The sequence below is a fragment of the Streptomyces sp. NPDC037083 genome (assembly GCF_055606485.1).
The window spans coordinates 68170-94812 of sequence record NZ_JBVJSQ010000002.1 but is presented as its reverse complement, the minus strand read 5'-3'; the positions used below and the strand labels follow the sequence as shown (position 1 = coordinate 94812).

19 protein-coding genes are annotated in these 26643 nt (G+C 71.2%); 9 read left to right on the top strand and 10 right to left on the bottom strand.

What is annotated here, in order from left to right; all coding sequences use genetic code 11:
• Positions 1-386 precede the first annotated feature (386 nt).
• The 8 genes from ACZ7DE_RS05235 to ACZ7DE_RS05200 all read left to right on the top strand — a co-directional run bounded on the left by ACZ7DE_RS05235 (position 387) and on the right by ACZ7DE_RS05200 (position 14774).
• On the top strand, positions 387-1661 hold the full coding sequence (locus ACZ7DE_RS05235; RefSeq protein WP_470758181.1) for an extracellular solute-binding protein: 1275 nt from the start codon (positions 387-389) through the stop codon (positions 1659-1661).
• 117 nt (positions 1662-1778) lie between these two features.
• Positions 1779-2786, top strand: a complete 1008-nt coding sequence (locus ACZ7DE_RS05230; RefSeq protein ID WP_470758178.1) for a carbohydrate ABC transporter permease — start codon at positions 1779-1781, stop codon at positions 2784-2786.
• Between the two features lie 13 nt (positions 2787-2799).
• A complete protein-coding gene (locus tag ACZ7DE_RS05225) occupies positions 2800-3708 on the top strand; it encodes a sugar ABC transporter permease (RefSeq protein ID WP_470758176.1) in 909 nt (302 codons plus the stop codon).
• Between the two features lie 164 nt (positions 3709-3872).
• The gene (locus ACZ7DE_RS05220) at positions 3873-5564 is read left to right on the top strand and encodes a glycoside hydrolase family 13 protein (protein WP_470758172.1); all 1692 of its coding nucleotides are present in this window, start codon (positions 3873-3875) and stop codon (positions 5562-5564) included.
• A 136-nt stretch (positions 5565-5700) separates the two neighbouring features.
• Positions 5701-7086, top strand: a complete 1386-nt coding sequence (locus ACZ7DE_RS05215) for an alpha-amylase (protein WP_470758170.1) — start codon at positions 5701-5703, stop codon at positions 7084-7086.
• Between the two features lie 160 nt (positions 7087-7246).
• Complete coding sequence (gene pulA, locus ACZ7DE_RS05210) at positions 7247-12661, top strand: pullulanase-type alpha-1,6-glucosidase (RefSeq protein WP_470758168.1); 5415 nt, start codon at positions 7247-7249, stop codon at positions 12659-12661.
• Positions 12662-12732: 71 nt separating this feature from the next.
• A complete protein-coding gene (locus tag ACZ7DE_RS05205; protein WP_470758166.1) occupies positions 12733-14367 on the top strand; it encodes a SpoIIE family protein phosphatase in 1635 nt (544 codons plus the stop codon).
• Between the two features lie 41 nt (positions 14368-14408).
• Positions 14409-14774 (top strand): 5-carboxymethyl-2-hydroxymuconate Delta-isomerase, encoded by a 366-nt coding sequence (locus tag ACZ7DE_RS05200; RefSeq protein WP_470758164.1) that lies wholly within the window; start codon positions 14409-14411, stop codon positions 14772-14774.
• A 4-nt stretch (positions 14775-14778) separates the two neighbouring features.
• Here ACZ7DE_RS05200 and ACZ7DE_RS05195 read toward each other — a convergent pair whose 3' ends face one another.
• The 5 genes from ACZ7DE_RS05195 to ACZ7DE_RS05175 all read right to left on the bottom strand — a co-directional run bounded on the left by ACZ7DE_RS05195 (position 14779) and on the right by ACZ7DE_RS05175 (position 20496).
• Entirely contained in the window at positions 14779-15468 is a 690-nt protein-coding gene (locus ACZ7DE_RS05195) for a TetR/AcrR family transcriptional regulator (protein ID WP_470758162.1), read from the bottom strand.
• Between the two features lie 80 nt (positions 15469-15548).
• On the bottom strand, positions 15549-16574 hold the full coding sequence (locus tag ACZ7DE_RS05190) for a PDR/VanB family oxidoreductase (RefSeq protein WP_470758160.1): 1026 nt from the start codon (positions 16572-16574) through the stop codon (positions 15549-15551).
• Positions 16574-17491, bottom strand: a complete 918-nt coding sequence (locus ACZ7DE_RS05185) for a metal-dependent hydrolase (RefSeq protein ID WP_470758158.1) — start codon at positions 17489-17491, stop codon at positions 16574-16576. Before ACZ7DE_RS05185 ends, ACZ7DE_RS05190 begins: the two co-directional genes overlap by 1 nt.
• A 66-nt stretch (positions 17492-17557) precedes the next feature.
• Positions 17558-19483, bottom strand: a complete 1926-nt coding sequence (locus tag ACZ7DE_RS05180) for a hypothetical protein (RefSeq protein WP_470758157.1) — start codon at positions 19481-19483, stop codon at positions 17558-17560.
• Between the two features lie 509 nt (positions 19484-19992).
• Positions 19993-20496, bottom strand: a complete 504-nt coding sequence (locus tag ACZ7DE_RS05175; protein ID WP_470758154.1) for a tetratricopeptide repeat protein — start codon at positions 20494-20496, stop codon at positions 19993-19995.
• A gap of 101 nt (positions 20497-20597) precedes the next feature.
• Here ACZ7DE_RS05175 and ACZ7DE_RS05170 point away from each other — a divergent pair, with 101 nt between their 5' ends.
• Positions 20598-21044 carry a hypothetical protein gene (locus ACZ7DE_RS05170; protein ID WP_470758152.1) on the top strand — a complete coding sequence of 149 codons (447 nt, stop codon included), beginning with the start codon at positions 20598-20600 and terminating at the stop codon, positions 21042-21044.
• A gap of 84 nt (positions 21045-21128) precedes the next feature.
• Here ACZ7DE_RS05170 and ACZ7DE_RS05165 read toward each other — a convergent pair whose 3' ends face one another.
• The 5 genes from ACZ7DE_RS05165 to ACZ7DE_RS05145 form a co-directional block, all read right to left on the bottom strand.
• The gene (locus tag ACZ7DE_RS05165; RefSeq protein WP_470758150.1) at positions 21129-22676 is read right to left on the bottom strand and encodes a DUF1996 domain-containing protein; all 1548 of its coding nucleotides are present in this window, start codon (positions 22674-22676) and stop codon (positions 21129-21131) included.
• Between the two features lie 171 nt (positions 22677-22847).
• Positions 22848-23504 carry a LuxR C-terminal-related transcriptional regulator gene (locus ACZ7DE_RS05160; RefSeq protein ID WP_470758148.1) on the bottom strand — a complete coding sequence of 219 codons (657 nt, stop codon included), beginning with the start codon at positions 23502-23504 and terminating at the stop codon, positions 22848-22850.
• A complete protein-coding gene (locus tag ACZ7DE_RS05155) occupies positions 23489-24778 on the bottom strand; it encodes a sensor histidine kinase (protein ID WP_470758146.1) in 1290 nt (429 codons plus the stop codon). The genes ACZ7DE_RS05160 and ACZ7DE_RS05155 overlap by 16 nt, the downstream gene beginning before the upstream one ends.
• A gap of 53 nt (positions 24779-24831) precedes the next feature.
• Positions 24832-25878, bottom strand: a complete 1047-nt coding sequence (locus ACZ7DE_RS05150; RefSeq protein WP_470758144.1) for an NAD-dependent epimerase/dehydratase family protein — start codon at positions 25876-25878, stop codon at positions 24832-24834.
• Positions 25879-25944: 66 nt separating this feature from the next.
• Positions 25945-26529, bottom strand: coding sequence for a winged helix-turn-helix domain-containing protein (locus ACZ7DE_RS05145; protein ID WP_470758142.1), 585 nt, complete (start codon positions 26527-26529; stop codon positions 25945-25947).
• Between the last annotated feature and the right edge of the window lie 114 nt (positions 26530-26643).

Below are 26643 nucleotides of genomic sequence, written 5' to 3'. Positions count from 1 at the left end.
GGTCGGGTGCTGCCTTGCACACCGATCCGACGCCGGGGGCGGCCTGGTGAACGGCTTGCGGGCTGCTGTGTCATCGCGCTCCCTGGTGAAAGTGGTGGCAAGGGCTTGCAGAGTCTTGCACAGCAGTGGCGTGCCCTGCTGTGAGGCCGCTCAACCGCGCCAACAACGGTCTCACGGCGGTCGAGCGGAGGTCACGCAGGAGTCACGTGCGAATAACTTCGGAGATCTCTTGCACTTTTTTGCTGCAAGGTCTTTCGTGCCGCTTACAACGCTGTTACGTTCACGTCGCCCGGCGGCAGCAACGGCGCGGTCGGCACAGTCGGCAGGAACAGCGGGCGGGACCGCTTCCTGTAGCTATACGGGCTTTCACCCTCAAGGAGAAACTCATGCGGCGTGGCATAGCGGCCACCGCGCTGGTGGCGTCCTTCGCCCTCGCGGCGACGGCCTGCGGCGGAGACGACAGCGGCAGCGACAACTCGTCCGGGCCGGTCACCATCACCTGGTGGGACACGTCCAACGCCACCAATGAGGCACCGACGTACCAGGCTCTGGTCAAGCAGTTCGAGGCCGCCAACAAGGACGTCAAGGTCAAGTACGTCAACGTGCCCTTCGACCAGGCGCAGAACAAGTTCGACACGGCCGCCGGCGCCTCCGGCGCCCCGGACGTGCTGCGCTCCGAGGTCGGCTGGACCCCCGCCTTCGCGAAGAAGGGCTACTTCCTGCCGCTGGACGGCACGGACGCCCTCAAGGACCAGGCCAAGTTCAAGTCGAACCTGATCGAGCAGGCCAAGTACGAGGGCAAGACGTACGGCGTGCCGATCGTCACGGACACGCTCGCGCTGGTCTACAACAAGGCTCTCTTCACCAAGGCCGGCATCACCGAGGCCCCCAAGACCTGGGACGACCTGAAGACCGCGGCCGCCACCATCAAGGCCAAGACCGGCGTCGACGGCTACTGGGGCTCCACCCAGGCCTACTACGCGCAGTCCTTCCTCTACGGCGAGGGCACCGACACCGTCGACGCCGACGCCAAGAAGATCACGGTGAACTCCGCCGCCGCGAAGAAGGCGTACGGCACCTGGCTGGGCCTGTTCGACGGCAAGGGCCTGCACAAGGCCGACACCACCGCCGACGCCTACGCCCACATCCAGGACGCGTTCGTCAACGGCAAGGTCGCCGCGATCGTCCAGGGCCCGTGGGAGATCACGAACTTCTACAAGGGCAGCGCCTTCAAGGACAAGGCCAACCTCGGCATCGCCACCGTCCCGGCCGGCTCCGCCGGCAAGGCGGGCGCCCCGACCGGCGGCCACAACCTCTCGGTCTACGCCGGCTCGGACAAGGCCCACCAGGCCGCGGCGCTGAAGTTCGTCAACTTCATGACCTCCGCGTCGTCCCAGGCGGCCATCGCGCAGAAGAACTCCACGCTGCCCACGCGCGACGACGCCTACACCGCCGCCGTCAAGGCCGACCCGGGCATCGCCGGCTACCAGACCGTCCTGTCCGCCGCCCAGCCGCGCCCGGCGCTGCCGGAGTACAGCTCCCTGTGGGGTCCGCTGGACACCGAACTGCCCAAGATCGCGGGCGGCAAGGTGACCCTCGACAAGGGCCTGAGCAACGCTGAACTCGCCATCGCCAAGCTGGTGCCCGACTTCAGCAAGTGAGCCCCGCGTGGCCGTCGGATCTTCCACTTCATGGGGGGAGGGATCCGGCGGCCACCGGCCTGTGAGCCGTACCACCCCGTCGAAGATCCAGCGTGAAGACCCAGAAGGTGTCGAACCATGACAGTCGCCATCGACCGCGCGACCGGCAAGCGCCGCGGTGACCGTGAGCCGGGGCGGCCCGGGCTCGCCGGACGCCTCAAGCGCGGCTACCACAAGCACTGGTACGCCTACGTGATGATCGCGCCGGTGGCGGTCGTCCTCGGCGTCCTCGTGCTGTACCCCCTGGCGTACGGCCTGTACCTGACGCTGACCGACGCCAACAGCCTCAACACCGCGCGCACGATCGGCGTCAACCACATCGACGCCACCTACAAGTTCATCGGCCTCGACAACTACGCCGACATCCTGTGGGGTCCCACGGCCTACGACCGCTTCTGGTCGCACTTCATCTGGACGATCGTGTGGACGGTGGCCTGCGTCGCCCTGCACTACGGCATCGGGCTGGGCCTCGCCCTGCTCCTGGACCAGAAGCTGCGCGGGCGGACCCTGTACCGGCTGATCCTGGTGCTGCCCTGGGCGGTGCCCACGTTCGTCACCGTCTTCGGCTGGCGTTTCATGCTCGCCGACGGCGGCATCATCAACTCCGCCCTCGAGGCCGTGCATCTGCCGACACCGCTGTGGCTGGAGGACACCTTCTGGCAGCGGGTCGCCGCGATCATGGTCAACACCTGGTGCGGTGTGCCGTTCATGATGATCTCGCTGCTCGGCGGCCTGCAGGCGATCGACGCCTCCCTCTACGAGGCGGCCGAGATGGACGGCGCGAGCGCCTGGCAGCGTTTCCGCTACGTCACCCTGCCCGGCCTGAGGTCGGTCAGCTCCACCGTCGTGCTGCTCGGCGTCATCTGGACCTTCAACCAGTTCGCCGTGATCTTCCTGCTGTTCGGCAACACCGCCCCGGACGCGCAGATCCTCGTCACCTGGGCGTACTACCTCGGCTTCGGACAGCAGCCGCGTGACTTCGCCCAGTCGGCCGCGTACGGCATCCTTCTGCTGGCCATCCTGATCGTCTTCACCTCGTTCTACCGCCGCTGGCTGAACCGCAACGAGCAGCAGCTCGCGATCTGAGGCAGGAGTCCCCATGAGTACCACCACAGCCGAGACCCCCGCCCCGGTGAGCGAGCCGCGTGCCGCGAGGGCCCCGCGCCGGACCCGGCGGCGCGGCGAGAACAGCCTGGCCGGCTCCCTCGCCTCCCACGCCGTCCTGATCGTCGCCAGCCTGATCGCGCTCTTCCCGATCGCCTGGCTGGTCTATCTGTCCCTCGGCCCGGACAAGGACGACTACCTGCACCCGGGCGGCATCTGGGACAAGATGACGTTCGACAACTACTCGTTCGTCATCGAACACACCAAGTTCTTCGACTGGTTGAAGAGCTCGCTCATCGTGACGCTCGGCACCACCGCCATCGGTGTGCTCATCGCCGCCACCACCGGCTACGCCGTCTCGCGCATGCGCTTCCCCGGCTACAAGAAGTTCATGTGGGTACTGCTGGTCACCCAGATGTTCCCGGTCGCCGTGCTGATGGTCCCGATGTACCAGATCCTGTCCGACCTGCAGCTCATCGACAACTACCTCGGGCTGATCCTCGTCTACTGCACGACGGTCATCCCGTACAGCGCCTGGCTGCTCAAGGGGTACTTCGACACCATCCCCTTCGAGATCGACGAGGCGGGACGCGTCGACGGGCTCACCCCGTTCGGCACCTTCTTCCGGCTGGTGCTCCCGCTGGCCAAGCCCGGCCTCGCGGTAGCCGCCTTCTACAACTTCCTCACCGCGTTCAGCGAGGTCGCCTTCGCCTCGACGTTCATGCTCAGCGACGAGAAGTACACGCTTGCCGTGGGCCTGCAGTCCTTCGTCAGCGAGCACGACGCCCAGCGCAACCTCATGGCCGCCACCGCGGTGCTGATCGCGATACCGGCCGCCGCGTTCTTCTATCTCGTGCAGAAGAACCTGGTGACCGGCCTCACCGCGGGCGGCACCAAGGGCTGAGCGCCCCGGCGCTGCAGAAAGACTCCCGTGCGCGTGAGCGCGCGGGTGGCGGCCGCGGTGTCCATCCGACCCCGCTGACCCCGCGGCCGCCTCGTTCCCTCGCCGCCCGATCCGCCGACACCCCGAAACCCATGACCACCACTCCGTTACGTACCAAGGACGTCATGAGCCAGCAGCCCTCCGCAGCCCCGGCCCCCGCCCCCACCTCGGCCGTCGCCACCGTCGCCAAGCACCGCGACTGGTGGCGGGACGCGGTGATCTACCAGGTGTACCCGCGCAGCTTCGCCGACAGCAACGGCGACGGCATGGGCGACCTGGAAGGCGTACGCTCCCGCCTCCCGTACCTGCGCGACCTCGGCGTGGACGCCGTGTGGCTCAGCCCCTTCTACGCCTCCCCGCAGGCCGACGCCGGCTACGACGTCGCCGACTACCGCGCGGTCGACCCGATGTTCGGCACTCTGCTCGACGCCGACGCCCTGATCCGCGACGCCCACGAGCTGGGCCTGCGGATCATCGTCGACCTGGTCCCGAACCATTCCTCCGACCAGCACGAGTGGTTCAAGCGGGCGCTGCGGGAAGGCCCCGGCTCGGCCCTCAGGGACCGCTACCACTTCCGGCCCGGCAAGGGCGCGGACGGCGAACTCCCCCCCAACGACTGGGAGTCCATCTTCGGCGGCCCCGCCTGGACCCGGATCACCGAGCCCGACGGCACCCCCGGCGAGTGGTACCTGCACCTCTTCGCCCCCGAGCAGCCCGACTTCAACTGGGAACACCCGGCGGTGGGGGACGAGTTCCGCTCCGTCCTGCGCTTCTGGCTGGACATGGGCGTCGACGGCTTCCGCATCGACGTGGCCCACGGCCTGGTCAAGGCGGCGGGGCTGCCCGACCTCGGCGCCCACGACCAGCTGAAACTGCTGGGCAACGATGTCATGCCGTTCTTCGACCAGGACGGGGTCCACGAGATCTACCGCCAGTGGCGGCTCGTCCTCGACGAGTACGCGGGCGAGCGCATCTTCGTGGCGGAGGCCTGGACCCCGACCGTCGAGCGCACCGCGAACTACGTCCGCCCCGACGAGCTCCACCAGGCCTTCAACTTCCAGTACCTGGCCACCGAATGGGACGCGGCGGAGCTGCGGGAGGTCATCGACCGCACCCTGGAGGCGATGCGCCCGGTCGGGGCCCCGGCCACCTGGGTCCTGTCCAACCACGACGTCACCCGGCACGCGACGCGCTTCGCCAACCCGCCCGGCCTCGGCACCCAGATCCGCACCGCCGGCGACCGCGAACTCGGCCTGCGCCGGGCGCGGGCGGCCACGCTGCTGATGCTGGCGCTGCCCGGCTCGGCGTACGTCTACCAGGGCGAGGAGCTCGGCCTGCCCGACGTCGTGGACCTGCCCGACGAGGTCCGCCAGGACCCGGCCTACTTCCGCGGCGCCGGCCAGGACGGCTTCCGCGACGGCTGCCGGGTGCCGATCCCGTGGACGCGCGAAGGGTCGTCGTACGGCTTCGGCGACGGCGGCAGCTGGCTGCCCCAGCCGTCCGGCTGGGGCGAGTCGAGCGTGCAGGCGCAGCAGGGCGTGCCCGGCTCGACGCTGGAGCTGTACCGCTCGGCCCTCGCCGCCCGCCGCTCCCGGTCCGACCTGGGCGCCGGCGACTCGGTCGAGTGGCTGAAGGCCCCGCAGGGCGTCCTCGCCTTCCGGCGCGGGGAGTTCGTGTGCGTCGCCAACACCACGGGGGAGTCGGTGACGACCCCGGCCTACGGGCGCGTGCTGCTCGCGAGCGACGAGGTGACCGAGACGGACGACGGCGAGGCCAAGCTGCCGGCGGACACGACGGTGTGGTTCACGGCCGTCTGACGGCCCCTCCGGAAGTTCTTGCATCAACTTCACACGGCCCGCTGCCTTTTCAGGCAGCGGGCCTTTAACATCTCCGTCACCGCAAGATTGCTGAAATATTTCAGCAAGTGCCTTCAACGGAGAAGGACTTCCCCACATGGCAAGCAGCAGACCCCTCTCGGGCGCCCTCGCCCTGGCGGCCGCACTGGCCGCCGTCATCCTCCCCGGCGCTCCCACCGCCACCGCCGCCCCACCCGGAGCCAAGGACGTCACCGCCGTCCTCTTCGAGTGGAACTTCGCCTCGGTCGCCAAGGAGTGCACCAGCACACTCGGCCCGGCCGGCTACGGATACGTCCAGGTCTCTCCCCCCGCCGAGCACATACAGGGCTCGCAGTGGTGGACGTCGTACCAGCCCGTCAGCTACCGGATCGCCGGTCGGCTCGGCGACCGCACGGCGTTCCAGAACATGGTCGCCACCTGCCACGCGGCGGGTGTGAAGGTCGTCGTCGACACCGTGGTCAACCACATGGCGGCGGGCAGCGGCACCGGCACCGGCGGCTCTTCGTACACGAAGTACGGCTACCCCGGCCTGTACTCCTCCTACGACTTCGACGACTGCACGTCCCAGATCACCAACTACGCCGACCGCTGGAACGTCCAGCACTGCGAACTCGTCGGCCTCGCCGACCTGGACACCGGCGAGGAGTACGTCCGCAAGGCGATCGCCGGCTACATGAACGACCTCCTCACCCTCGGCGTCGACGGCTTCCGCATCGACGCGGCCAAGCACATCGACACCGCCGACCTCGCGAACATCAAGTCGCGGCTGACGAACCCGGGCGTGTACTGGAAGCAGGAGGTCATCCACGGCAGCGGAGAGGCCGTCCAGCCGACCGAGTACACCGGCAACGGGGACGTCCAGGAGTTCCGCTACGCCTACGACCTCAAGCGGGTCTTCAACAACGAGAACCTCGCCTACCTCAAGAACTACGGCGAGGGCTGGGGGTACATGAGCGGCTCGGTGGCCGGCGTCTTCGTCGACAACCACGACACCGAGCGCAACGGCTCCACCCTCAACTACAAGGACGGCGCGAACTACACCCTCGCCAACGTGTTCATGCTCGCCCACCCCTACGGCGCGCCGGACGTCAACTCCGGCTACGAGTGGTCGGACGCGGACGCCGGACCGCCCAACGGCGGTGCTGTCAACGCCTGTTGGCAGGACGGCTGGAAGTGCCAGCACGCCTGGCCGGAGATCCGGCGCATGGTCGCCTTCCGCAACGCCGCCCGGGGCGAGCCGGTCGGCAACTGGTGGGACAACGGCGGTGACGCGATCGCCTTCGGGCGGGGCGCGAAGGGGTACGTGGCCATCAACCACGAAAGCGGCTCCCTGAGCCGGACGTTCCAGACCGGGCTGCCCGCGGGCGTCTACTGCAACGTGCAGAACAACACGACCGTCACCGTGAACTCCTCGGGACAGTTCACGGCGACGCTGGGCGCGAACACGGCGCTGGCGCTCTACGCGGGCAAGTCCAGCTGCTGAGCCGGTGAGCAAGGGTCGTGAAAGTTCTTTCTGATCGTTTCATGACCCTTGCTGTAAAGCTTGCATCGGCGATACCGTCGCGCGGGCGCCCGGCGACGAAGCCGTCCCGCGGCGTTGGGGTCGGACCCAAGAGAGCCGCAGCCGCAAGGAGTTCCCGCCTGTGATACCGAGATGGCCGGCGCCGCCCACGCGCCGCAGCGCCCCTGCCGGACGGATCGCGACCGTCACCGTCGCCGCGCTCGCCGCGGCCCTCGTCCAGCCCCTGGCCGCCGGCGCCGACGCGCCGCCCCCGCCCCCCTCCGACGCACGGCTCGCCGCCGCGCCGGCCCGGCACGACGACACCCGCGAGCAGTTCTACTTCGTCATGCCGGACCGCTTCGCCAACGGGGACGCCTCCAACGACTCCGGCCAACTGACCGGTTCACGTCTGACCACCGGGTACGACCCCACCGACAAGGGCTTCTACCAGGGCGGCGACCTCAAGGGCCTGACCAGGAAGCTCGACTACATCAAGGGCCTCGGCACCACCGCCATCTGGATGGCCCCGATCTTCAAGAACCAGCCCGTCCAGGGCACGGGGAGCAACGCCTCCGCCGGGTACCACGGTTACTGGATCACCGACTTCACCCAGGTCGACCCGCACTTCGGCACCAACAAGGACCTCGAGACCCTCATCGCCAAGGCGCACGCCAAGGGCATGAAGGTCTTCTTCGACGTCATCACCAACCACACCGCCGACGTCGTCGACTACCGGGAGAAGTCCTACGACTACCTCTCCAAGGGCGCGTTCCCGTACCTGACCGAGGACGGCGAGCCCTTCGACGACGCCGACCACGCGGACGGACGCGCCCGGTTCCCGGCCGTCGACGCCGACTCCTTCCCGCGCACCCCGTCGGTCCCCGCCGCGAAGAAGAACGCCAAGGTGCCGTCCTGGCTCAACGACCCGACGATGTACCACAACCGCGGCGACTCGACCTACGCCGGCGAGTCGACGACGTACGGCGACTTCTCCGGGCTCGACGACCTGTGGACCGAGCGCCCCGAGGTCGTCCGCGGGATGGAGAAGATCTACCAGCGCTGGGTCCGCGACTTCGGCATCGACGGCTTCCGGATCGACACCGTCAAGCACGTGAACATGGAGTTCTGGACCCAGTGGGCCACGGCCCTCGACGCCTACGCGGCCAAGCAGGGCCGGGACGACTTCTTCATGTTCGGCGAGGTCTACTCCGCCGACACCTCGATCACGTCCCCGTACGTCACCCAGGGCCGCCTCGACGCCACACTCGACTTCCCGTTCCAGGAGGCGGCCCGCCAGTACGCCTCCCAGGGCGGCAGCGCACGCAGGCTCGCCTCGGTCTTCGCCGACGACTACAAGTACACGACCGACCGGGCCAACGCGTACGAGCAGGTCACCTTCCTCGGCAACCACGACATGGGACGCATCGGGTACTTCCTGAACCAGGACGACCCCAAGGCCACCGACGCCGAGCTGCTGAGGAAGGGCAAGCTCGCCAACGAGCTGATGTTCCTCAGCCGCGGCAACCCGGTCGTCTACTACGGCGACGAGCAGGGCTTCACCGGATCCGGCGGCGACAAGGACGCCCGCCAGACGATGTTCGCCTCCAGGGTCGCCGACTACCTCGACGACGACGAGATCGGCACCGACCGCACCCACGCGAGCGACGCCTACGACACCTCCGCCCCGCTGTACCGCCAGATCGCGGCCCTCGCCGCGCTCCGCAAGGCCAACCCCGCCCTCACCGACGGCGTCCAGACCGAGCGCTACGCGGCCGACGGCCCCGGCGTCTACGCCTTCTCCCGCAACGGCGTCGGCAAGGACACCACCGAGTACGTCGTCGCCTTCAACAACGCGGCCACGGCGACGGAAGCGACCTTCGAAACCGGTTCCGCGAACACCGCGTTCCGCGGGATCCACGGGACGAACGAAACGGTCGCCGCCGGCGCCGACAGGAAGATCACGGTGACCGTTCCGGCGGGTTCGGGCATTGTCCTGAAGGCCACCCGCAGGCCGCCCGCCCCGGCCGACAAGCCGGCCATCGCCCTGCACGCCCCCGCAGCCGGCGCCACCGGCACCGTCGAGCTGAACGCCGACGTGCGGGGCGGCGCGCTCAACCGGGTCGTCTTCGCCGCCCAGACCGGCAACGGCAGCTGGCGCACCCTGGGCTCCGCCGACCACGCCCCCTACAAGGTCACCCAGACGATCGGCGCGGACGTGCCGGCCGGAACGGCCCTGCGCTACAAGGCGGTCGTGGTCGACTCGGCCGGGCGCACGGCCAGTGCCACCGCGTCCTCGGTCACCGGCGCCCCGCCCGCCGCGGAGACCCCCACCGCCTCCTCCCGGGACTACGCGATCGTCCACTACAAGCGCACCGACGGCGGCTACGCGGACTGGGGTCTCTACGCCTGGGGCGACCTCGCCGACGGCGAGGCGACCACCTGGCCCGCCGGCCACCCCTTCGTCGGCCGGGACGCCTACGGGGCCTTCGCCTACGTCAGGCTGAAGCCGGGCGCGTCGAGCGTGGGCTTCCTCGTCATCGACAAGGACGGAGACAAGGACGTCTCCGCCGACCGGACGATCGACGTCACGAAGACCGGCGAGGTCTGGATCGAGCAGGGCAAGGAGGACGTCCTCACGAAGAAGCCCGAGTATCCCGCGCAGGACACCGCCAAGGCCGTCCTGCACTACCACCGCGCCGACGGCGACTACAGCGGCTGGGGTCTGCACACCTGGACCGGGGCCGCGAACCCCACCGAGTGGTCCAAGCCCCTGCAGCCGGTGCGCACCGACGCCTACGGCGCGGTCTTCGAGGTGCCGCTCGCCGCCGGGGCCTCCAGCCTCAGCTACATCATCCACAAGGGCGACGACAAGGACCTCCCGTCCGACCAGTCGCTGGACCTCACCGCGAACGGGCATGAGGTGTGGCTGCTGAACGGCCAGGAGAAGTACCTGCTCCCGCAGCCCGCCGGCGCCGCCGCGGCCCTCGACCTCACCACCTCCAAGGCGGTCTGGATCGACCGCGACACCGTGGCCTGGAACGGCTCCGCGGCAGCCGCCTCCAGCCAGCTGCTGTACAGCCGCACCGGCGCGATCGCCGTCGCCGGCGGCACGCTCACCGGCGAGGCCAGGTGGCTGCGCCTGACGAAGACCACCCTCACCGACGCCCAGAAGGCCAGGTACCCGCACCTCAAGGCCTACACCGCCTGGTCCGTCGACCCCCGCGACCGGGACCGGGTGCGCGAGGCGCTGACCGGCCAGATCGTGGCCTCGCAGCGGGCGGTGAACGGCGCGGTGCTCTCGGCGACCGGCGTGCAGATCGCGGGCGTCCTCGACGACGTCTACGCCGGCGCGACCGCCGCACGGCTCGGGCCGACGTTCCGCAACGGCCGTCCCACACTGTCCGTCTGGGCTCCGACGGCACAGCAGGTGGCCCTGGAGCTGGACGGCTCCACGGTACGGATGAAGCGGGACGGCGCCACCGGCGTCTGGTCCGTGACCGGGCCCCGCTCCTGGAAGAACAAGCCCTACCGGTACGTCGTGACGGTGTGGGCGCCCGCCGTCCGCAAGGTCGTCGTCAACAAGGTCACCGACCCCTACTCGGTCGCCCTCACCACCGACTCCGAGCGCAGTCTCCTCGTCGACCTGGACGACCGGTCCCTGGCCCCCGACGGCTGGTCGAAGCTCGCCAAGCCGAAGGCCGTCCCGCTGAAGGACGCCCGGATCCAGGAGCTGCACGTCCGGGACTTCTCCGTCGCGGACCCGACCGTCCCCGCCCGGGACCGGGGCACCTACCTGGCCTTCGCGGACCGGGGCAGCGACGGGTCGAAGCACCTGCGGGAGCTGGCGGCGGCGGGCACCTCCTACGTCCACCTGCTGCCCGTCTTCGACATCGCCACCATCGCCGAGAAGAAGGCCGACCAGGCGACCTCCGACTGCGACCTCGCGTCCTACCCGGCGGCCTCCGACAAACAGCAGGAGTGCGTTTCCGCGATCGCCGCCAAGGACGCCTACAACTGGGGTTACGACCCCTACCACTACACGGTCCCCGAGGGCTCCTACGCCACCGACCCGGACGGGACGGCCCGCACGGTCGAGTTCCGGAAGATGGTCAAGGCGCTGAACCGGGACGGCCTCAGGGTCGTCATGGACGTGGTCTACAACCACACCGCGGCGAGCGGCCAGGCGCAGACCAGCGTCCTCGACCGCATCGTGCCCGGCTACTACCAGCGCCTCCTCGCCGACGGCACGGTCGCCACCAGCACCTGCTGCGCGAACACGGCGACCGAGAACGCCATGATGGGCAAGCTGGTCGTCGACTCGGTCGTCACCTGGGCCAAGGAGTACAAGGTCGACGGCTTCCGCTTCGACCTCATGGGCCACCACCCGAAGGCCAACATCCTGGCCGTGCGCAAGGCCCTCGACGCGCTGACCCTCACCAAGGACGGCGTCGACGGCAGGAAGATCATCCTCTACGGGGAGGGCTGGAACTTCGGCGAGGTCGCCGACGACGCCCGGTTCGTGCAGGCCACCCAGAAGAACATGGCGGGCACGGGCGTCGCCACCTTCTCCGACCGGGCGCGCGACGCCGTCCGCGGCGGCGGGCCGTTCGACGGGGACCCGGGCGTGCAGGGCTTCGCCTCAGGCCTGTACACCGACCCGAACTCCTCCACGGGCAACGGAACTTCGGCAGAGCAGAAGGCGCGGCTGCTGCACTACCAGGACCTCATCAAGGTCGGCCTGTCCGGAAACCTCGCCGCATACCGTTTCACCGGCTCCGACGGCAAGGAGGTCACCGGCGCCGAGGTCGACTACAACGGCGCTCCGGCGGGCTACGCGGAGGCGCCCGGCGACGCCCTCGCCTACGTCGACGCCCACGACAACGAGTCGCTGTTCGACGCCCTGGCCTACAAGCTGCCGACCGGCACCTCCGCCGCCGACCGCTCCCGGATGCAGGTCCTGGCCATGGCCACCGCCGCCCTCTCGCAGGGCCCGGCCCTGTCGCAGGCCGGCACCGACCTGCTGCGCTCCAAGTCCCTCGACCGCAACTCCTACGACAGCGGTGACTGGTTCAACGCGATCCACTGGAACTGCGCCACCGGCAACGGCTTCGGCCGCGGACTGCCTCCGGCCGCCGACAACGCCTCCAAGTGGCCCTACGCCAAGCCCGTGTTGAACTCCGTCGCCGTGGGCTGCCCGCAGATCACCGCGGCCTCCGCCGCCTACCGTGACCTGCTGAGGATCAGGACGACGGAGAAGGCGTTCTCCCTCGGGACGGCCGCGCAGGTGCAGTCGGCGCTGTCCTTCCCGCTGTCCGGCAAGGAGGAGACGCCCGGGGTGATCACCATGGAGCTGGGCGACCTGGTGGTCGTGTTCAACGCGACGCCGGAGGCGCAGCGGCAGACGGTCGGCGCGCTCGCGGGGACCGGCTACCGGCTGCACCCGGTGCAGGCGGCCGGGGCGGACGCCACGGTGCGCTCCTCCTCGTACGCGACGCGGACCGGCACGTTCGCCGTTCCGGCCCGCACCGTGGCGGTGTTCTCCCGGACGACGCCCTAGACAGGGGCATTACCTTGGTGGAGCAGGCCTCGAACTCGGCCTGCTCCACCGGCGAGTCCGAGGATTGCCTGATGAGCGTCAGCGGCAGACGGACAGACACGACGGTGCTCGTCGTGGACCACACGGCCGCCGGCCGGTTCGCCCTGGGGACCGTGCTGCGCCGCGCCGGCCACCAGGTCGTCGCGGTCGGCACCGGCCACGAGGCCCTCGTCGAACTGGACGTACGGCTGCGCAAGGGCGGTTTGCCGGACGTGGCCCTCGTCGATGTGAACCTGCCGGACATGACCGGCTTCGAACTGTGCCGCCGGCTCAAGGCGCGGCCGCACATGGCGGGCCTGCCCGTCGTGCACTTCTCGGCGGGCGGGGCGGACCCGCGCGATCTCAGTGAGGGCCTGGACGCGGGCGGCGAGGCCCATCTGCCGATGCCGGCCGGGCCCGAGGAGATCGACGCGGCGGTCCGCGCGGCGGTGCGTGCCGCGCGGCTGCGGGCCGACGACCAGGCGGCGGCACGGCGGCTCACGCTGCTGTCGGAGGCGATCGTCGCCATCCAGTCGGCGCGGTCGCCGCAGGAGCTCGCCGACGCGTCGGCCGAAGGCACCGCGCGGCTCACCGGCGCCCCCGCCGCCGTCTTCGTCCTCGGACCGGACGACGAGCTCTACCGCGGCGCCTCCCGCGACCGCACCTCGCTCGCGCTGCCGGACGCGGACGCCCACCGGGCCGTGGTCGCGCTGCTGCGGCGGCTCACCCACGGACAGGCCGGGGTGCGGATCACTACGGTGCCCGCGCCGCTGTGGCCGGCCGGGTTCTTCCGGCCCGCGATGCAGCACGACGCCCGTCTGGTGCTGATCCCCACGCACGACGGCCGTGCCTCGGTGTGCCTGGCCACCCCGACCCGAGGTGCCCGCCGGGTGGACCCCGAGCGCGAGTCCCTGCTGGCCCGGCTGGCCCAGGCCACCGCGCTCGCCGCCGAGCCGCTGCTGATGTACCAGGTCGAACGGCACGTCGCCCTCACCCTGCAGCACAGTTTCCTGCCCCAGCCGCACCGGCTGCCCGAACTGCCGGGCGTCGACGTCGCCGTGCGGTACGTTCCCGCGTCCCGGGAGACGGAGATCGGCGGTGACTTCTACGCTGCCCTGCGCGCCGGGGACGGGGTGCTGGCCGCGGTCGGCGACGTCGTGGGGCATTCGCTGGAGGCGGCCACGGTGATGGTCGAGATCCGGCACGCGCTGCGCGCCTACTGCGTCGACGAGAGCGACCCGGCCGTGCTCGCCGAGCGCCTCGACCGGATGCTCCAGCTCTACCATCCCGGAGTCACGGCGACCGTGTGCCTGGCCCTGATCGACCCCGCCACCGGCCGCGCCCGTATCGCCAACGCCGGCCACATCCCGCCGCTCATCGTCCGGGACGGCCGCAGCGCCGACTACGTGAAGGCGGCCGGGCCGCTGCTCGGCCTGGGCGTGCCCCATCCGCCGCCCACCGAGCTGTTCCTGGAGCCCGCCGACCGGCTCCTCATGGTCACCGACGGACTGATCGAGACCCGGGGCACCGACCTCGCGGTGTCGATGGAGCACCTGCGCGCCGCGGCCATCGGCGCGATGCCGGGCCTGGACGCCCTGTGCGACACGCTCCTCACCAGCTTCGGCCACGACCGCGAGGACGACGTGGCGATGCTGGCGCTGCGGCTGACGCACCAGGACCTGTCCTGAGGTCCTAAGGTGGGCCCAGTTGCCCTAGAACAGGAGTGCCCATGCCGCAGATCACCGTCGAAGTCTCCTCCGGGCTCGACCACGTCGACTGGCCCGGGTTCGCGCTCGAACTGCATCCCGTCGTGGTGGAGACGGCCGCCGCGCGACTGGAGGCGTGCAAGACGCGGGTCCTGCGGACCGGGGCGGACGTGGTCGGATCCGTCGCGGCGGACGGCGACGGCGGCCCGGCGATCGTCAACGTCACGATCGCCCTGCTGGCCGGCCGGACCGACGAGACCAAGGCGCGGCTCACCGAGTCCGCGCTGGAACTGCTGCGCAAGTACGTCGAGCCGGTGGACGGCGTCAGCCTGCACCTGTCCGCCGAGGTCCGCGATCTCGACCCGTCGTACCGCAAGTACGAGGCCTGACCGCTCAGGAGGCGAGGGCGATCAGCCTGGTCGCCAGGTCGCCGAAGGGGCCGTCCGCCGGCTCGCCGCCCAGCACGGGCCGCAGCAGGGTGCGCAGCTCGTCGTCGTAGGCCGCGCTGACGGCCGTCAGCGCGGCGAAGTCGTGCACGAGCTGCACCTCCAGCTCCTCGCGCGGGATGCGCCGCCCGTCCAGCCAGATCAGCGCGGTCGACTCGGCGAGCGAGATCCAGGAGCGGATGACCAGTTCCAGTCGCGGCGGCGGGTCGGAGATGTCCAGGTGTGACAGGATCTGCTCGTATGCGACCTGGCGTACGGAGTCGATGAGCGCGTTCGTGGTCGACGAGCCGACCGCCGGGCCGCCGCGCATGAGGGCGGAGAAACCGGGGCCGTGCGCGTCGACGAAGTCGAAGAACCGGTGCATCACGCGCAGCAGCCGGGCGCCGAGCGGCCCCTCGTGCGGCTCGGTGAACCGGCCCGCCAGATCCTCCGATGCCCGCTTCAACGCGGCTTCGTACAGGCTGAGTTTGCCGGGGAAGTAGTGATAGACGAGGGGGCGCGAGATGCCCGCGGCCGCGGCTATCTCGTCGATCGAGACCTCGTCCGGCGAGCGCTGGGCGAACAGTTCGAGGGCGACGCCGATCAACTGCTGCCGACGCTCGTCGACTCCCATTCTGCGACGGACCCCGGTAGTCATACGAACACCTTACCGATCGAATCCGGACTCCAACGGACCGGAGCGGTTCAGGCATTCTCCTTGATCCGCCGACCGTGCGATCACATGTCGAGCACCAATCGTTCACTTCGTGCCCGCGAGACGCAGATCAGCATCGAGTCGCCGCGCTCCGCGTCGGTGAGCAGCTCGTCCCGGTGATCGACCTCGCCCGCCAGCACCCGTTGTTGGCAGGTCCCGCAGAAGCCCTGCTCGCACGAGTAGGCGGTGCCCGGCAGTTCGGCGCGCACGGCGGCCAGCACGGTCGAGTCGCCCGGCACGGTCAACGTCCGCCCGCTGCGCCGGAGTTCCACCTCGAAGGGCTCGCCCTCGCGGGCCGTGCGGGCGGTGAACCGCTCCAGCCGGACGTGCGGGGCCCGCTTGCGCACCGCCGCCATGAGCCCCTCCGGGCCGCAGCAGTAGACCGCCGTCTCCTCGGGCACGTCCGTCAGCAGTGCGTCGAGATCCGGCCGCCCCTCCACCAACGTCACGCGGTCGTCCCCGAACTTCGCGAGCTCCTCCAGGAACGGCATCGAGGCCCGGGTGCGGCCGGCGTGGACCAGCCGCCAGGCGACGCCCTGCGGAAGGGTCCGCAGCATGGGCAGGATCGGCGTGATGCCGATGCCTCCGGCGACGAAGAGGTACGACGGCGCCGCCACGAGCGGGAAACGGTTGCGCGGGCCGCGCACCTCGACCTCCGCGCCCTCCCGCAGCCGCTCGTGCACCTCGCGCGAACCGCCCCGTCCGTCCGGCGCGAGCCGCACGGCGACCGTGTAGGAAGCGGTGTCCCGCGGGTCCCCGCACAGCGAGTACTGCCGCACCAGTCCCGACGGCAGCACCAGGTCCACGTGCGCCCCCGGCTCCCAGCGCGGCAACCGGCCGCCTTCCAGACGCAGTCGGACGACGCCGTCGGCGACCGTGTCGCGTGCGGCCACCCGCAGTCGCAGCGCCCGCGACCGGGGCCGGCCGGAGACCGGCTCCTCCAGGGCGGGCATCGGCCACAGCGGCGAGGCCTGGATCCGGCGTCGCATCGCCCGCCGGACGAGCAGCGCGGCGCCGGCGGCCGCCGCGAGAGCCAGTGGCTTCGGCATCACGACCCCCCCTTCTCCACGCCGAGCGCGGTGGACGTCCCCGCTTCTGCGGCCAGCGCGGCCAGTGCGGCGGGGGAGGAGGCGAGATAGGCGGCGGCCTGCTCGGTGCAGCCCTCCTGCGAGGGGTGGTAGTTCCGGCTCAGGTAACGCGGGACGGCCCTGAGCAGATCGCCGGTCGCGGGCAGCGTGCCCCGCCGGCCGCGGACGTAGAAGTCCTTGAGGGAACCGCGGCCGTCGACCAGGGTCGGGTCGTTGGCCATGAAGAAGCGGATCCCGCGCTGCCACAGGAACACCATCGTCGCGAACGCCGTCGCCCAGGTCCGCGCCCGGCGCCGGTAGCCGCCGTCCAGGTGCTGGAAGAGGTCGAAGGCGACGGACCGGTGTTCGACCTCCTCGGCGCCGTGCCAGCGCAGCAGGTCCAGCATGGTGGGGTCGGCGCCCCGCCGATCCAGCTCGCCGGCGTTCAGCACCCAGTCGCCGAGGAACGCGGTGTAGTGCTCGATGGCCGCGATCAGAGCCACCCGCTCCATCAGCCACCAGCGCCGGGCCCGCCCCGGCGGCAGGGTGCGGTCCCCGAGCAGCCGCTCGAAGAACCAGTCGACCTGCGCGGTGTACGGCGTCGGGTCGAGCCCCTGCTCCCGCAGATGCGGCAGCACCTCGTCGTGGGCCTGGGAGTGCATGGCCTCCTGCCCGATGAACCCGACGACGTCCTCGCGCAGCCGCTCGTCCCGGATGAGGGGCAGCACCTGCTTGTAGACGTGCACGAACCACCGCTCGCCGGCCGGCAGCAGCATGTGCAGCACGTTGATGGTGTGCGTGGTGAAGGGGTCCCCCGGCACCCAGTGCAGCGGGGTGTCCTCCCAGGAGAAGGACACCTTGCGGGCCCTGAGGGGCGTCCGGTCGGCCTTGTTAGACATGACGTCAATGTACTGACGGGTAGGCCGTCGGTGAACCCCTGTGCGACAACTCGCTCGGACGACTTGTCAGCGCAGTCCGCTGATCGTCCGTCCGTCCGTCAGCTCGCCCTCCAGCTCGGCCTGCGCGCCCTGCCTCGCCGACAACGTCAGCAGATTGCCCTGCCCGGAGCCGCTCACCCCGCCCGTCGACCGGATGGACGCCGTCTCCCGGTCGCCGGCCGCGAGCAGGTACCAGTGGCCGCCCTTGGACTTCCACAGCACCCCGGTCAGCACATGCGGATCGCGCGGACCGCACGCCGGCACGTCCCCGGCCTTCGCCACGGCCGCGCCGAACAGCCCGCCCGGCGTGTGGAACTGGGCCAGCACCCGGTTTCCGTCGCCCCGCCAGGTCTCGGCCCTGGTGCACACCCAGGACGCCGATCCGCTCGCGTCGGGCAGTGGCTGGCGGGCGTACCCCCAGGCGTTGACCGTCCGCACCCCCTGCCCCCGCGCGTCCGCCAGCGAACAGGCGAACGGCGCCCAGGTGCGCAGCGCCCGCGCTCCGGTCGCCTCCTCGGGCGAGTCCGGGCGTCCCGCGGTGAGGCGGGCGGGCACCAGTTCACCGAGGTCGCTGAGGAGATGGCTGCCGGAGGCGTCGGTCAGCTGGAGCACGTTCCACGTCGTGCAGGCGCCGGCCCGGGCGGCCGGGCTGGCCAGCGGCGAGGTGATCCCGTCGGTCAGCGTCAGCTGCATCGCCCCGGCGCCCGGCTTCGACAGGTCCCGCTCGACGGCCCCCGTCACCCAGGGGGCCGTGAGGTAGCGGACGTTGCCGTCGGCCCGGTCGAGCACCAGCGCGGCCGCCTCGGCCTTGGTCGCGCCGTCGACGCGGGCGAAGTCGAGGGCCGCCCCGGCCGTGCCGTCCTTGGGTTCCGCGTAGCGGGCGATGCGCAGCCCGTCGTACAGGATCACCACGCGCGCGTTGGCCACGTCGCCCGCGTAGAGCAGCTGGGGCGGTCCGGCGGGGCCGCCGGTGGGGGTCTCCGACGTGGCGGAGACCTGGACGGTCTCACCGGGGCGGGCCCACACGGCGAGAGCGCGGCGCAGCAGCGCGGTGTCACCGGTGAGGGGGCCACGCGCGGGCCAGACCGAGAAGTCGGTGCGCGCGGAGGTCTTCCAGAGGGAGGGGGAGACCCGTACCAGCCGCCCGGGGTCGAGGGCGGCCTCGGCGGCCGGGTTCCGCGCGTACGCCGGGGCGGCCGCGCCGTCCGGTCCCCAGCCGTCGCCGGGCAGTGCGACCAGCGCACCGCACACGGCGAGCGCGGCCACGGCGGCGAGCGCGGCCTTCGTGTGCTGACGGCGGCGCATCAGGTCGGTGGGCCTGGCCTGCAGTGAACAGGGGTCGAACTCGGCGGACTCGAGCAGCGCGTAGTGCGCGGCCGGGACCTCGGCGGCCTCGCGCAGCGCCGCCTCCACCTCCTCGACGCCCGCCTCGGCCAGCACCTCGCGCACATCGCCGTCGGGGAGCCGTTCCAGGCCGCGCAGCACGTACGCGGCCCGGGCCGGGCCCGGGAGCGCGGCGAGCCGCTGGTCGAGGGCGAGTTCGTCGGCGCCGCCGGAGCGGGGGAAGAGGCGCAGACCCCACACCTGGGGGAGCAGCGGCGGCAGCTGCGCCCGCTTGGGCCGTGCCCGCAGCCTCAGCGACCGCCCCGCCTCCAGCGCCGTACGGACCACCTGGAGGCGGACGTAGGCGTACCCGGGGTCGCCGTCGCGGCCGGCGGTCTGGGCCGGGATGACGGGGGCGGAGGCCCGTCGGCGGGGCAGGGCGCGCTGGACGAGGGAGTGCGCGGTCAGGACGCGCCGGCCGCGGCCGAGGCCGGGCGGCAGCACGAGATAGGCGAGCCGGACGAGACGCGGGTAGTGCTCGACGAGCGCGGCCTCGGCCTGCTCGACGTCGACGGTCCGGTCGGCGGAGGATCCGGGTGCGGGGCGCGGGGCGACATCCTGTGACTGCACGTCCAGCAGAACGAGCGAGGCAGTGGATGGTCACCGCGCACGCACGCGACACCGACCGGTGCGCCGGGCAGGCCACGGGTCGGTCGCCGGGCGGGCCCGGCCGGTCGTCGGACGGACCGTCGGCCGGTGGGTCGGGCGGGCCCGGCCGGTTGTTGGGGAAGCCGCTGGGCGTTGGGCGGGTTGCCGGTCCGTCATTGAGGGAGGCGCGGCGGTGCGGCGGGCGGGCGGCTGGTCGGTGGTCGGGTGGCTGCCGGTCACGGCGTGCGGGGCGGGCCGTGGGTTGGCCGTCGGGTGGGCTGTCGGTCACCTTGTGTGGGGCGGTGCGTCGGGTCGGGCCGCCGGTCGGCGTGTTGGGCGTGGCGCCGGCCGGTCGTCGGGAGAGCCGCCAGGCGTTGGGCGGGTTGCCGGTTCGTTGCTGGGGGAGGCGCGGCAGTGCGGCGGGCGGGGTGTCCGTGGTGCTTCGGTCCGGCTGCCGGTTCGGTGCCGGTGGGGCCCCGGCGCTCGGTCGGTCAGTCCGCCACGAGGGCTCGCGCGTAGTTGGCCATCGACCGCTGGTAGCGCGGCAGATGGGGGGCCAGGGCGCCGAGGACCAGCGACAGCCCCTCGCGGTCGCGGCCGAGGCTCGACAGGCACAGGGCGAGCGTGGCCCGCACGGCGTCGTCCAACTCGTCTGACGGCGCGTCCAGTTCGGGAGTCAGCAGCTCGACGCCCTCCTGTGCGCGGCCGATGTTGCGCAGCGAGCTGGAGAGTTGGATCTTGGCGCGCCTGCCCTTGTAACCGCTGACACCGCTCAGGCCGCGGGCGAGCGCCTCCCGGTACAGCGGTGCCGCCTTGTCCGAGTGGCCGGTCGAGTCCCAGGCGCACGCACGTTCGAAGAGGCTCAGCGGGCTGTCCTTGGGCAGTTCGGCGGCGAGCGCGTCGATCACCGTCCGGAAGTCCGCGGCCTGCTCCTGCGGGTAGTCGTCGAATGCCGCCCAGGCGGCGGTGACGCGGTCTTCCCAGTCCTGGTTCACCGGCTCACTCTCGCACGGGCCTCCCCGCCGGGGCACCGGTATTTTGAGCGCACCGCACGCGGGAGCCGTATCCAGGGCGAGGCTCTTGCAGGGAGGAACAGATGAAGGTGACCCGACCGATGCTCGCGGCGGCGGCCGCCGCCGCGGCGCTGCTGCTGGCGGGATGCGCTTCCGGCGACGGCGACAAGGAGGCCGCCGTCCCCGCGACGGCGACCGGCAGCCTGGAGCACATCGCCGCCCAGGTGAAGTGCACGCCCGACATGCAGACCGACGCCGACGAACTCCGCCAGGCGCTCTGCAAGAACGCCGCGGGCAAGTTCATCCTGCTGACGTTCGCCACGGACCGCGGCCAGCGCGAGTGGATCAACGGCGCCAAGGACTACGGCGGTCACTACCTGGTCGGCCGCAAGTGGGTGGCCGTGGGCGAGGAGACCAGCACCGTGACGTCGCTGCGCAAGACGCTCGGCGGCGACATCGAGGAGGGCACGGACCACTCCGCGCACGGCTCGGACGAAGCCTCCGAAGGCGCCACGCACTCCGGTCACTGAACGATCCCGGTGCACGACAAAGCCGGCGGTGAGGATTCCTCACCGCCGGCTTCGTCTGTCGGCGATTCAGCCGGACCTAACGGGTCACTTGCACTTCTGGCCGGTGTTGATGCAGTTGACCATCTTGTTCATCAGGTTCGTGGAGAAGAAGTTGATGAAGTCGTTGTGGTCGGTGATCGGCTTGTGCAGGTTCTCCGGGAAGGAGTCCACCGCGTACGGGTTCACGACCGTCCCGTTCTGCAGCTTCGGGGCCGGGACGTTGTAGACGAGCCGGACCTGGAGCTGGGGGATCGCCTTGAAACCGTTGGCGCAGGTGCCGTCGCCCTGGACGAACGCCACGTGCGTGCGGTGGTTGGCGGAGTCGATGTTCTTGCCGTCCCAGCAGCTCTGGAAGTTGGTCGTGCGGACCACCTGGCTGCCCTGCGGGCAGATCGGGTACTTGTCCTTCAGCTGCACCTTGTTCTCGAAGCCCGTGCAGCTCCAGTTCACGTTGGCGTTGCCGTTGCCGTTGACGAAGGCCTTGGCGTCGCCGGTGATGATGCGCAGCGCGGTCGGCATCGCGACGACCTTGCCCCGCTTGTTGCCGACGAACTTCAGCTGCGCCTTGACGGGCTGGAGGATCTTGCCGACGTTGCCTTCCTTGCCGCCGCCGTCCTTGTTCTGGTCGAAGTCCTGCGAGCCGTCCTGGACACGCAGCACCGGCCAGAAGTACGAGGACTTGTCGCCCTGGTTCTGGCAGCTGGTACCGGCGCCGGCCAGCTTCTGGTCGCTCGCGAAGGCGTCGTTGTTCTGGTTGCCGACGTAGTCGTGCAGGTGGTGGGCGCCGTTGCTGACACCCGGCGCGACGATCACGTTGTCCGTGTTGTGATTGTCGTTGCCGTTGGTGCCGCAGTTCGAGGTGAAGGTGCCCCTGGACCCGCCGTTGCCGTTGGCGGGCAGACCGTTCTGACCCACGCCCAGCTGCGCGTTGCCCTGGACCTTGGTGATGTCCACGAAGTCCGCGGCGACCGGGCCGTTGCCGCCCTGGCCGTTGTTCTGGCCGCCGTTCTGCTGGCCGCCGTTCTGCTGCTGGCCACCGTTGTTCTGCTGGCCGCCGTTCTGCTGCTGGCCGCCGTTCTGCTGCTGACCACCGTTCTGGCCTGCGTTGGTGTTGTTCGCCGCCTGCGTGGTGCACGCCGCCAGCTGGCTCAGCTGGTTGTTGAACTGGCCGCCCGCGCGCTGGATGTTGATCCGGATCCGGTCGATCGTCGCAGCCCGCTTCTCCTTGAGAGGGCCGACGATCGCGTTCTGGACGAAGCTGGAGTCGCCCGCCTGAGCCTGGCGGGTGGAGGCGAGTCGGGCGTAGGCCTCGGTGATCTGCTTGTCGAGGTTGGCCAACTCGGTCGCGACGCCCTGCTTCGCCCCGTTGGGCACGTTCGTCAGCTTCTGCCCCACGTCCGGGCAGGAGATGGTGGCGACCTGCGCGGCCGCGTTGGCGGCCTTGGTCTGGTTCTGGCCCGAGCTGTTCGACTCGTGCGCCGAGGCGTAGAAGTTCGCCCAGATCAGCCCGCCCCCACCGAGCGCTAGGGCCGCCGATGCTGCCACGGCCTTCGTGGCCATCGACGAACGGCGTTTACGTGTGTTGCGTCCCATGGAACTCCTCTGACTTCCTTGCGGGGCAGCATCGAGGCGCCCGACAGGAGTGAAGCTGCCCCCTCCCTTACGCACGCCGCCTCAGAGGTGTTCAGCTCCCTCAGAAATTGATGAGAGTTCCGTACGACAAAACAACCCCAACACCCTCACAAACCGAACCAGTTGGCCGGCTCACCCATCCCGGTCCAGATAGGCCAGCACCGCCAGCACCCTGCGGTTGTCGTCGTCCGAGACCTCAAGACCCAGCTTCACGAAGATGTTCGCGGTGTGCTTGGCGACGGCCCGCTCGGTGACGACCAGTTTGCCGGCGATCGCCGCGTTCGACCGGCCCTGCGCCATCAGCTCCAGGACCTCCCGTTCGCGCGGGGTGAGCCGGTCCACCGGCCCCTGCCCGTCGTTCGCCCGCCGGGCCAGCAGTTGCTGGATCACCTGAGGGTCCATCGCCGTACCGCCGGCCGCGACCCGCCGTACCGCGTCCACGAACTGCTCCGCGTCGAACACCCGGTCCTTCAGCAGATAGCCGACCCCGCCGCTGCCGTCGGCCAGCAGCTCGCGCGCGTACAACTGCTCGACGTGCTGGGAGAGCACGAGCACCGGCAGCCCGGGCCTCCTGCGGCGGGCGTCGAGGGCGCACTGCAGGCCCTCGTCGGTGTGCGTGGGCGGGAGCCGGACGTCGACCACGGCGACGTCCGGCTCCAGTTCGGCGAGCGCCCGCTCCAGCTCGGGCCCGGTCTCGACGGCGGCGGCGATCTCGAAGTCGTAGGCCTCCAGCAGCCGGACGAGACCGTCCCGCAGCAGGAAGAGGTCCTCGGCTAGGACAACACGCAAGGGATCTCCATGGTCACCATGGTGGGACCGCCGGCAGGAGAGCTGACGGCCAGGACGCCGTCGAATGTACCCAGTCGCCGCTCGATCCCGGCCAGGCCCGAACCCGCGCCGGTCTTCGCGCCGCCCCGGCCGTTGTCGGTGACGGAGATCCGCAGATGGCCGTCCGCGTGGTGGAGGTCGACCCAGATCCGGTCGGCGCCGGAGTGCTTGACCGCGTTGGTGAGCACCTCGCTGACCGCGAAGTAGGCCGCCGACTCCACGGGAGCGTCCGCGCGGCGGCCCGCGAGGTCGACGTCCACCTCCGTGGTGACCGGCAGCCGCAGCGCCAACGCCCGTACCGCGTCGCCCAGTCCGCGCTCGGCCAGCACCGGCGGATGGATGCCGCGCACCAGGTCGCGCAGTTCGGAGAGCGCCTCGGCGGACGACTGACGGGCCTGGGCGAGCAGCGCCTTGGCCTTCTCCGGATCCTTGTCGAGGAGCATCTCGACGGTGCCCAGGTCCATGCCCATCGCCACCAGCCGGGCCTGGGCGCCGTCGTGCAGGTCACGCTCGATGCGCCGCAGCTCGGCGGCGGAGGTGTCCACGGCGTCCCGCCGGGTCTCCGTCAGCACCCTGACGCGCTCGGCCAGTTCGGCCTGACTGGGGGAGAGCATGGCGGAGGTGAGGCGGAAGTGGACCTGGAAGGCGCTCACCGCGTACCGGTGGGCGACGAAGAGGAGGGCGGCGCCCAGGGCGGCGGCGCCGAACGCGGACGCCTGGCCGCTGACCGGCACGAAGCCGTACCAGTACGGCCCGTACTCGCCGTAGGGCCCGGCCGTCATGGTCCGCCACAGCCCGGCCGCCAGCGCGAACCCCTCCAGCGGATAGAGGACGAGCACGGCCGGCAGCAGCGCGGTCAGGAACCCGGCCGTCATGTCCGCCAGCAGCCACCTCAGGTCCCGCCAGGTCGCCGGGTCCCGCAGCAGGGCGTAGGTGCGTGTCCACGGGTTGGCGGTGTCGGGCACCGGCCGGTACGCCGAGGGGATGCGCACCCCGCCCCACCGCTCGGCGAGCGCCCGTCGCCGGTCGGCGTAGGCCCGCACCCCCTTCACCACGTAGGGCGTCGTGAAGACCCCCACGCCGATCGGTATCAGCGCCATGGACACGAGGGAGAGGCAGTACCCCAGCACGGCCAACGGCAGTGATCCCACGGCCAGCGCGAGCCCCCGCCCGGCGGCGAGCACCGTCCCCCGGGCCCTCGAACCGACGTCGCCGCTCTTGGTGTTGGTGTTCATGCCGTCAGTCTCGCCGAGCCGCCGGCCTGCGGTCACGGGCCCGAGACCCCCGGTCAGGGGGTGGTGTCAGGTACACCCCCGGCCCGCGCTCCACCGGCCGTCGCCGCGAGCACCCGCGCCTCGACCTCCGGGTTCAGGCCCTTGCGGGTGCGGTCCGGGCGCTGGGGAGCCGTGCCGCCGATCGACCTCAGCCAGCTCCAGGTGTCGGCGACGGTCTCCTCGACCGGGCGGCACACCAGCCCCGTCGCCACCGCCCGCGACACGTCGGCCGCGTGCAGGGCGTCGTGCATGTCCGTGCCCGGCGGCACCCACACGGGCAGCTCGGTCCACGGCTCGATGCCCGCGTCGAGCACGATCTCCGGTGCGGTCCACCGCAGTTCGGCGTCCGATCCGGTGGCCCGCACGCATGCCTCCAGCAGCTCGCCCATCGTCGCGTGGCCCTGCGGGCTCATCAAGTTGTACGGCCCGTCCAGTTCCCGTTCGACCGCCGTGAGGATCCACGCGGCGAGGTCGCGGACGTCGACGTACTGCAGGGGCAGGTCGCGCGGGCCGGGCGCGAGGACCGGACCGCCGCGTGCGATCCGGGTCAGCCACCAGGGCAGCCGGCCGACGTTCTCGTACGGGCCGAGGATCAGCCCCGCCCGCACGAGGACGCAGTCCTTCGCGCCGAAGGCGTCGACCACGGCCAGCTCGCCGCCGCGCTTGTCCCGGGCGTAGTCGGTCTGTCCGGCGTCGGGTTCGGCGCCTTCGACGACCGTCGCGTCCTCGGTGTACCCGGCGGGCGGGGCCCAGGCGTACACCGAGCAGCTCGACACGTACACGTACCGGCGGGCGCGGCCCCGCAGCAGCCGCGCCGCCTCGTGCACCGCGCGCGGCGCCGCCGACCAGGTGTCCACGACGGCGTCCCATTCCCCTTCGCCGAACGCGGCGAGGGCGTCGAGGCCCCCGGGCTCGTTGCGGTCGCCGGTCAGCGACCGCGTTCCGGGGACGGGCCCGTGCCGCCCCCGGTTGAGGACCGTCACGTCCCAGCCGCGCTCGAGGGCCGCCTCGACGACGGCCCGTCCCGCGAACTCCGTACCGCCCAGCACCAGAAGTCTCATGCCGGAGACTGTGCCCGGTGCGCGCGGGGGAGGGAACCGCGCTCTGCCGTCGGCAGACGAACCGGCTCAGTGGCCTGTCGGCGGGGTGTACTTGTAGCCGACGCGGCGCACCGTCTGGATGGACTGGCGGTGTCGCGCGCCCAGCTTGCGGCGCAGCCGGGCGACGTGGACGTCGACCGTGCGGCCGTCGCCCACGTGCCCGTAGCCCCACACCGTGGTGACGAGCTGGTCGCGGGTGTGCACCCGGTGGGGGTGCGCCACCAGATGCGCCAGCAGCTCGAACTCCAGGTAGGTCAGGTCGAGTTGCTGCCCGTCCACCGCGGCGGTGCGCTGCACGGGGTCGATCCGCACGAGCGGGTCGACGGCGTCCCCGGCCGGGGCGGGCGCCGCCGGGTCGGGCACCGCCACCGGCAGGAACGGCGGCTGCTGGTCGGCCGGGACGAGCACCAGGTAGCCGATCATCGGCGGCTGGCCCGGCAGGGTGGGCAGGGTGTGCTGGGGGGCGGGCAGCCAGGTGGCGCCCGGCGGCAGGAAGTCCGCGACGTCGACCACCTCGTCCCGGTCGACGGCCCGCAGCCGATGGCGGGCGACGCCGTTCGCGGCGGCGGCGGTGAGGGAGGGGGCGGAGGAGAGAGAACGAGTGGTCGCCATGAGAGGTCAGCTCTTTCGCGCGAGAAGTTCGTCGGGAGGACGACGGCCGCGATTCGTGGTCGGGCTCGTCGAGGGACGTACGTCGTGCGCGCTGGCCGAAGGCCGGGGTGTACG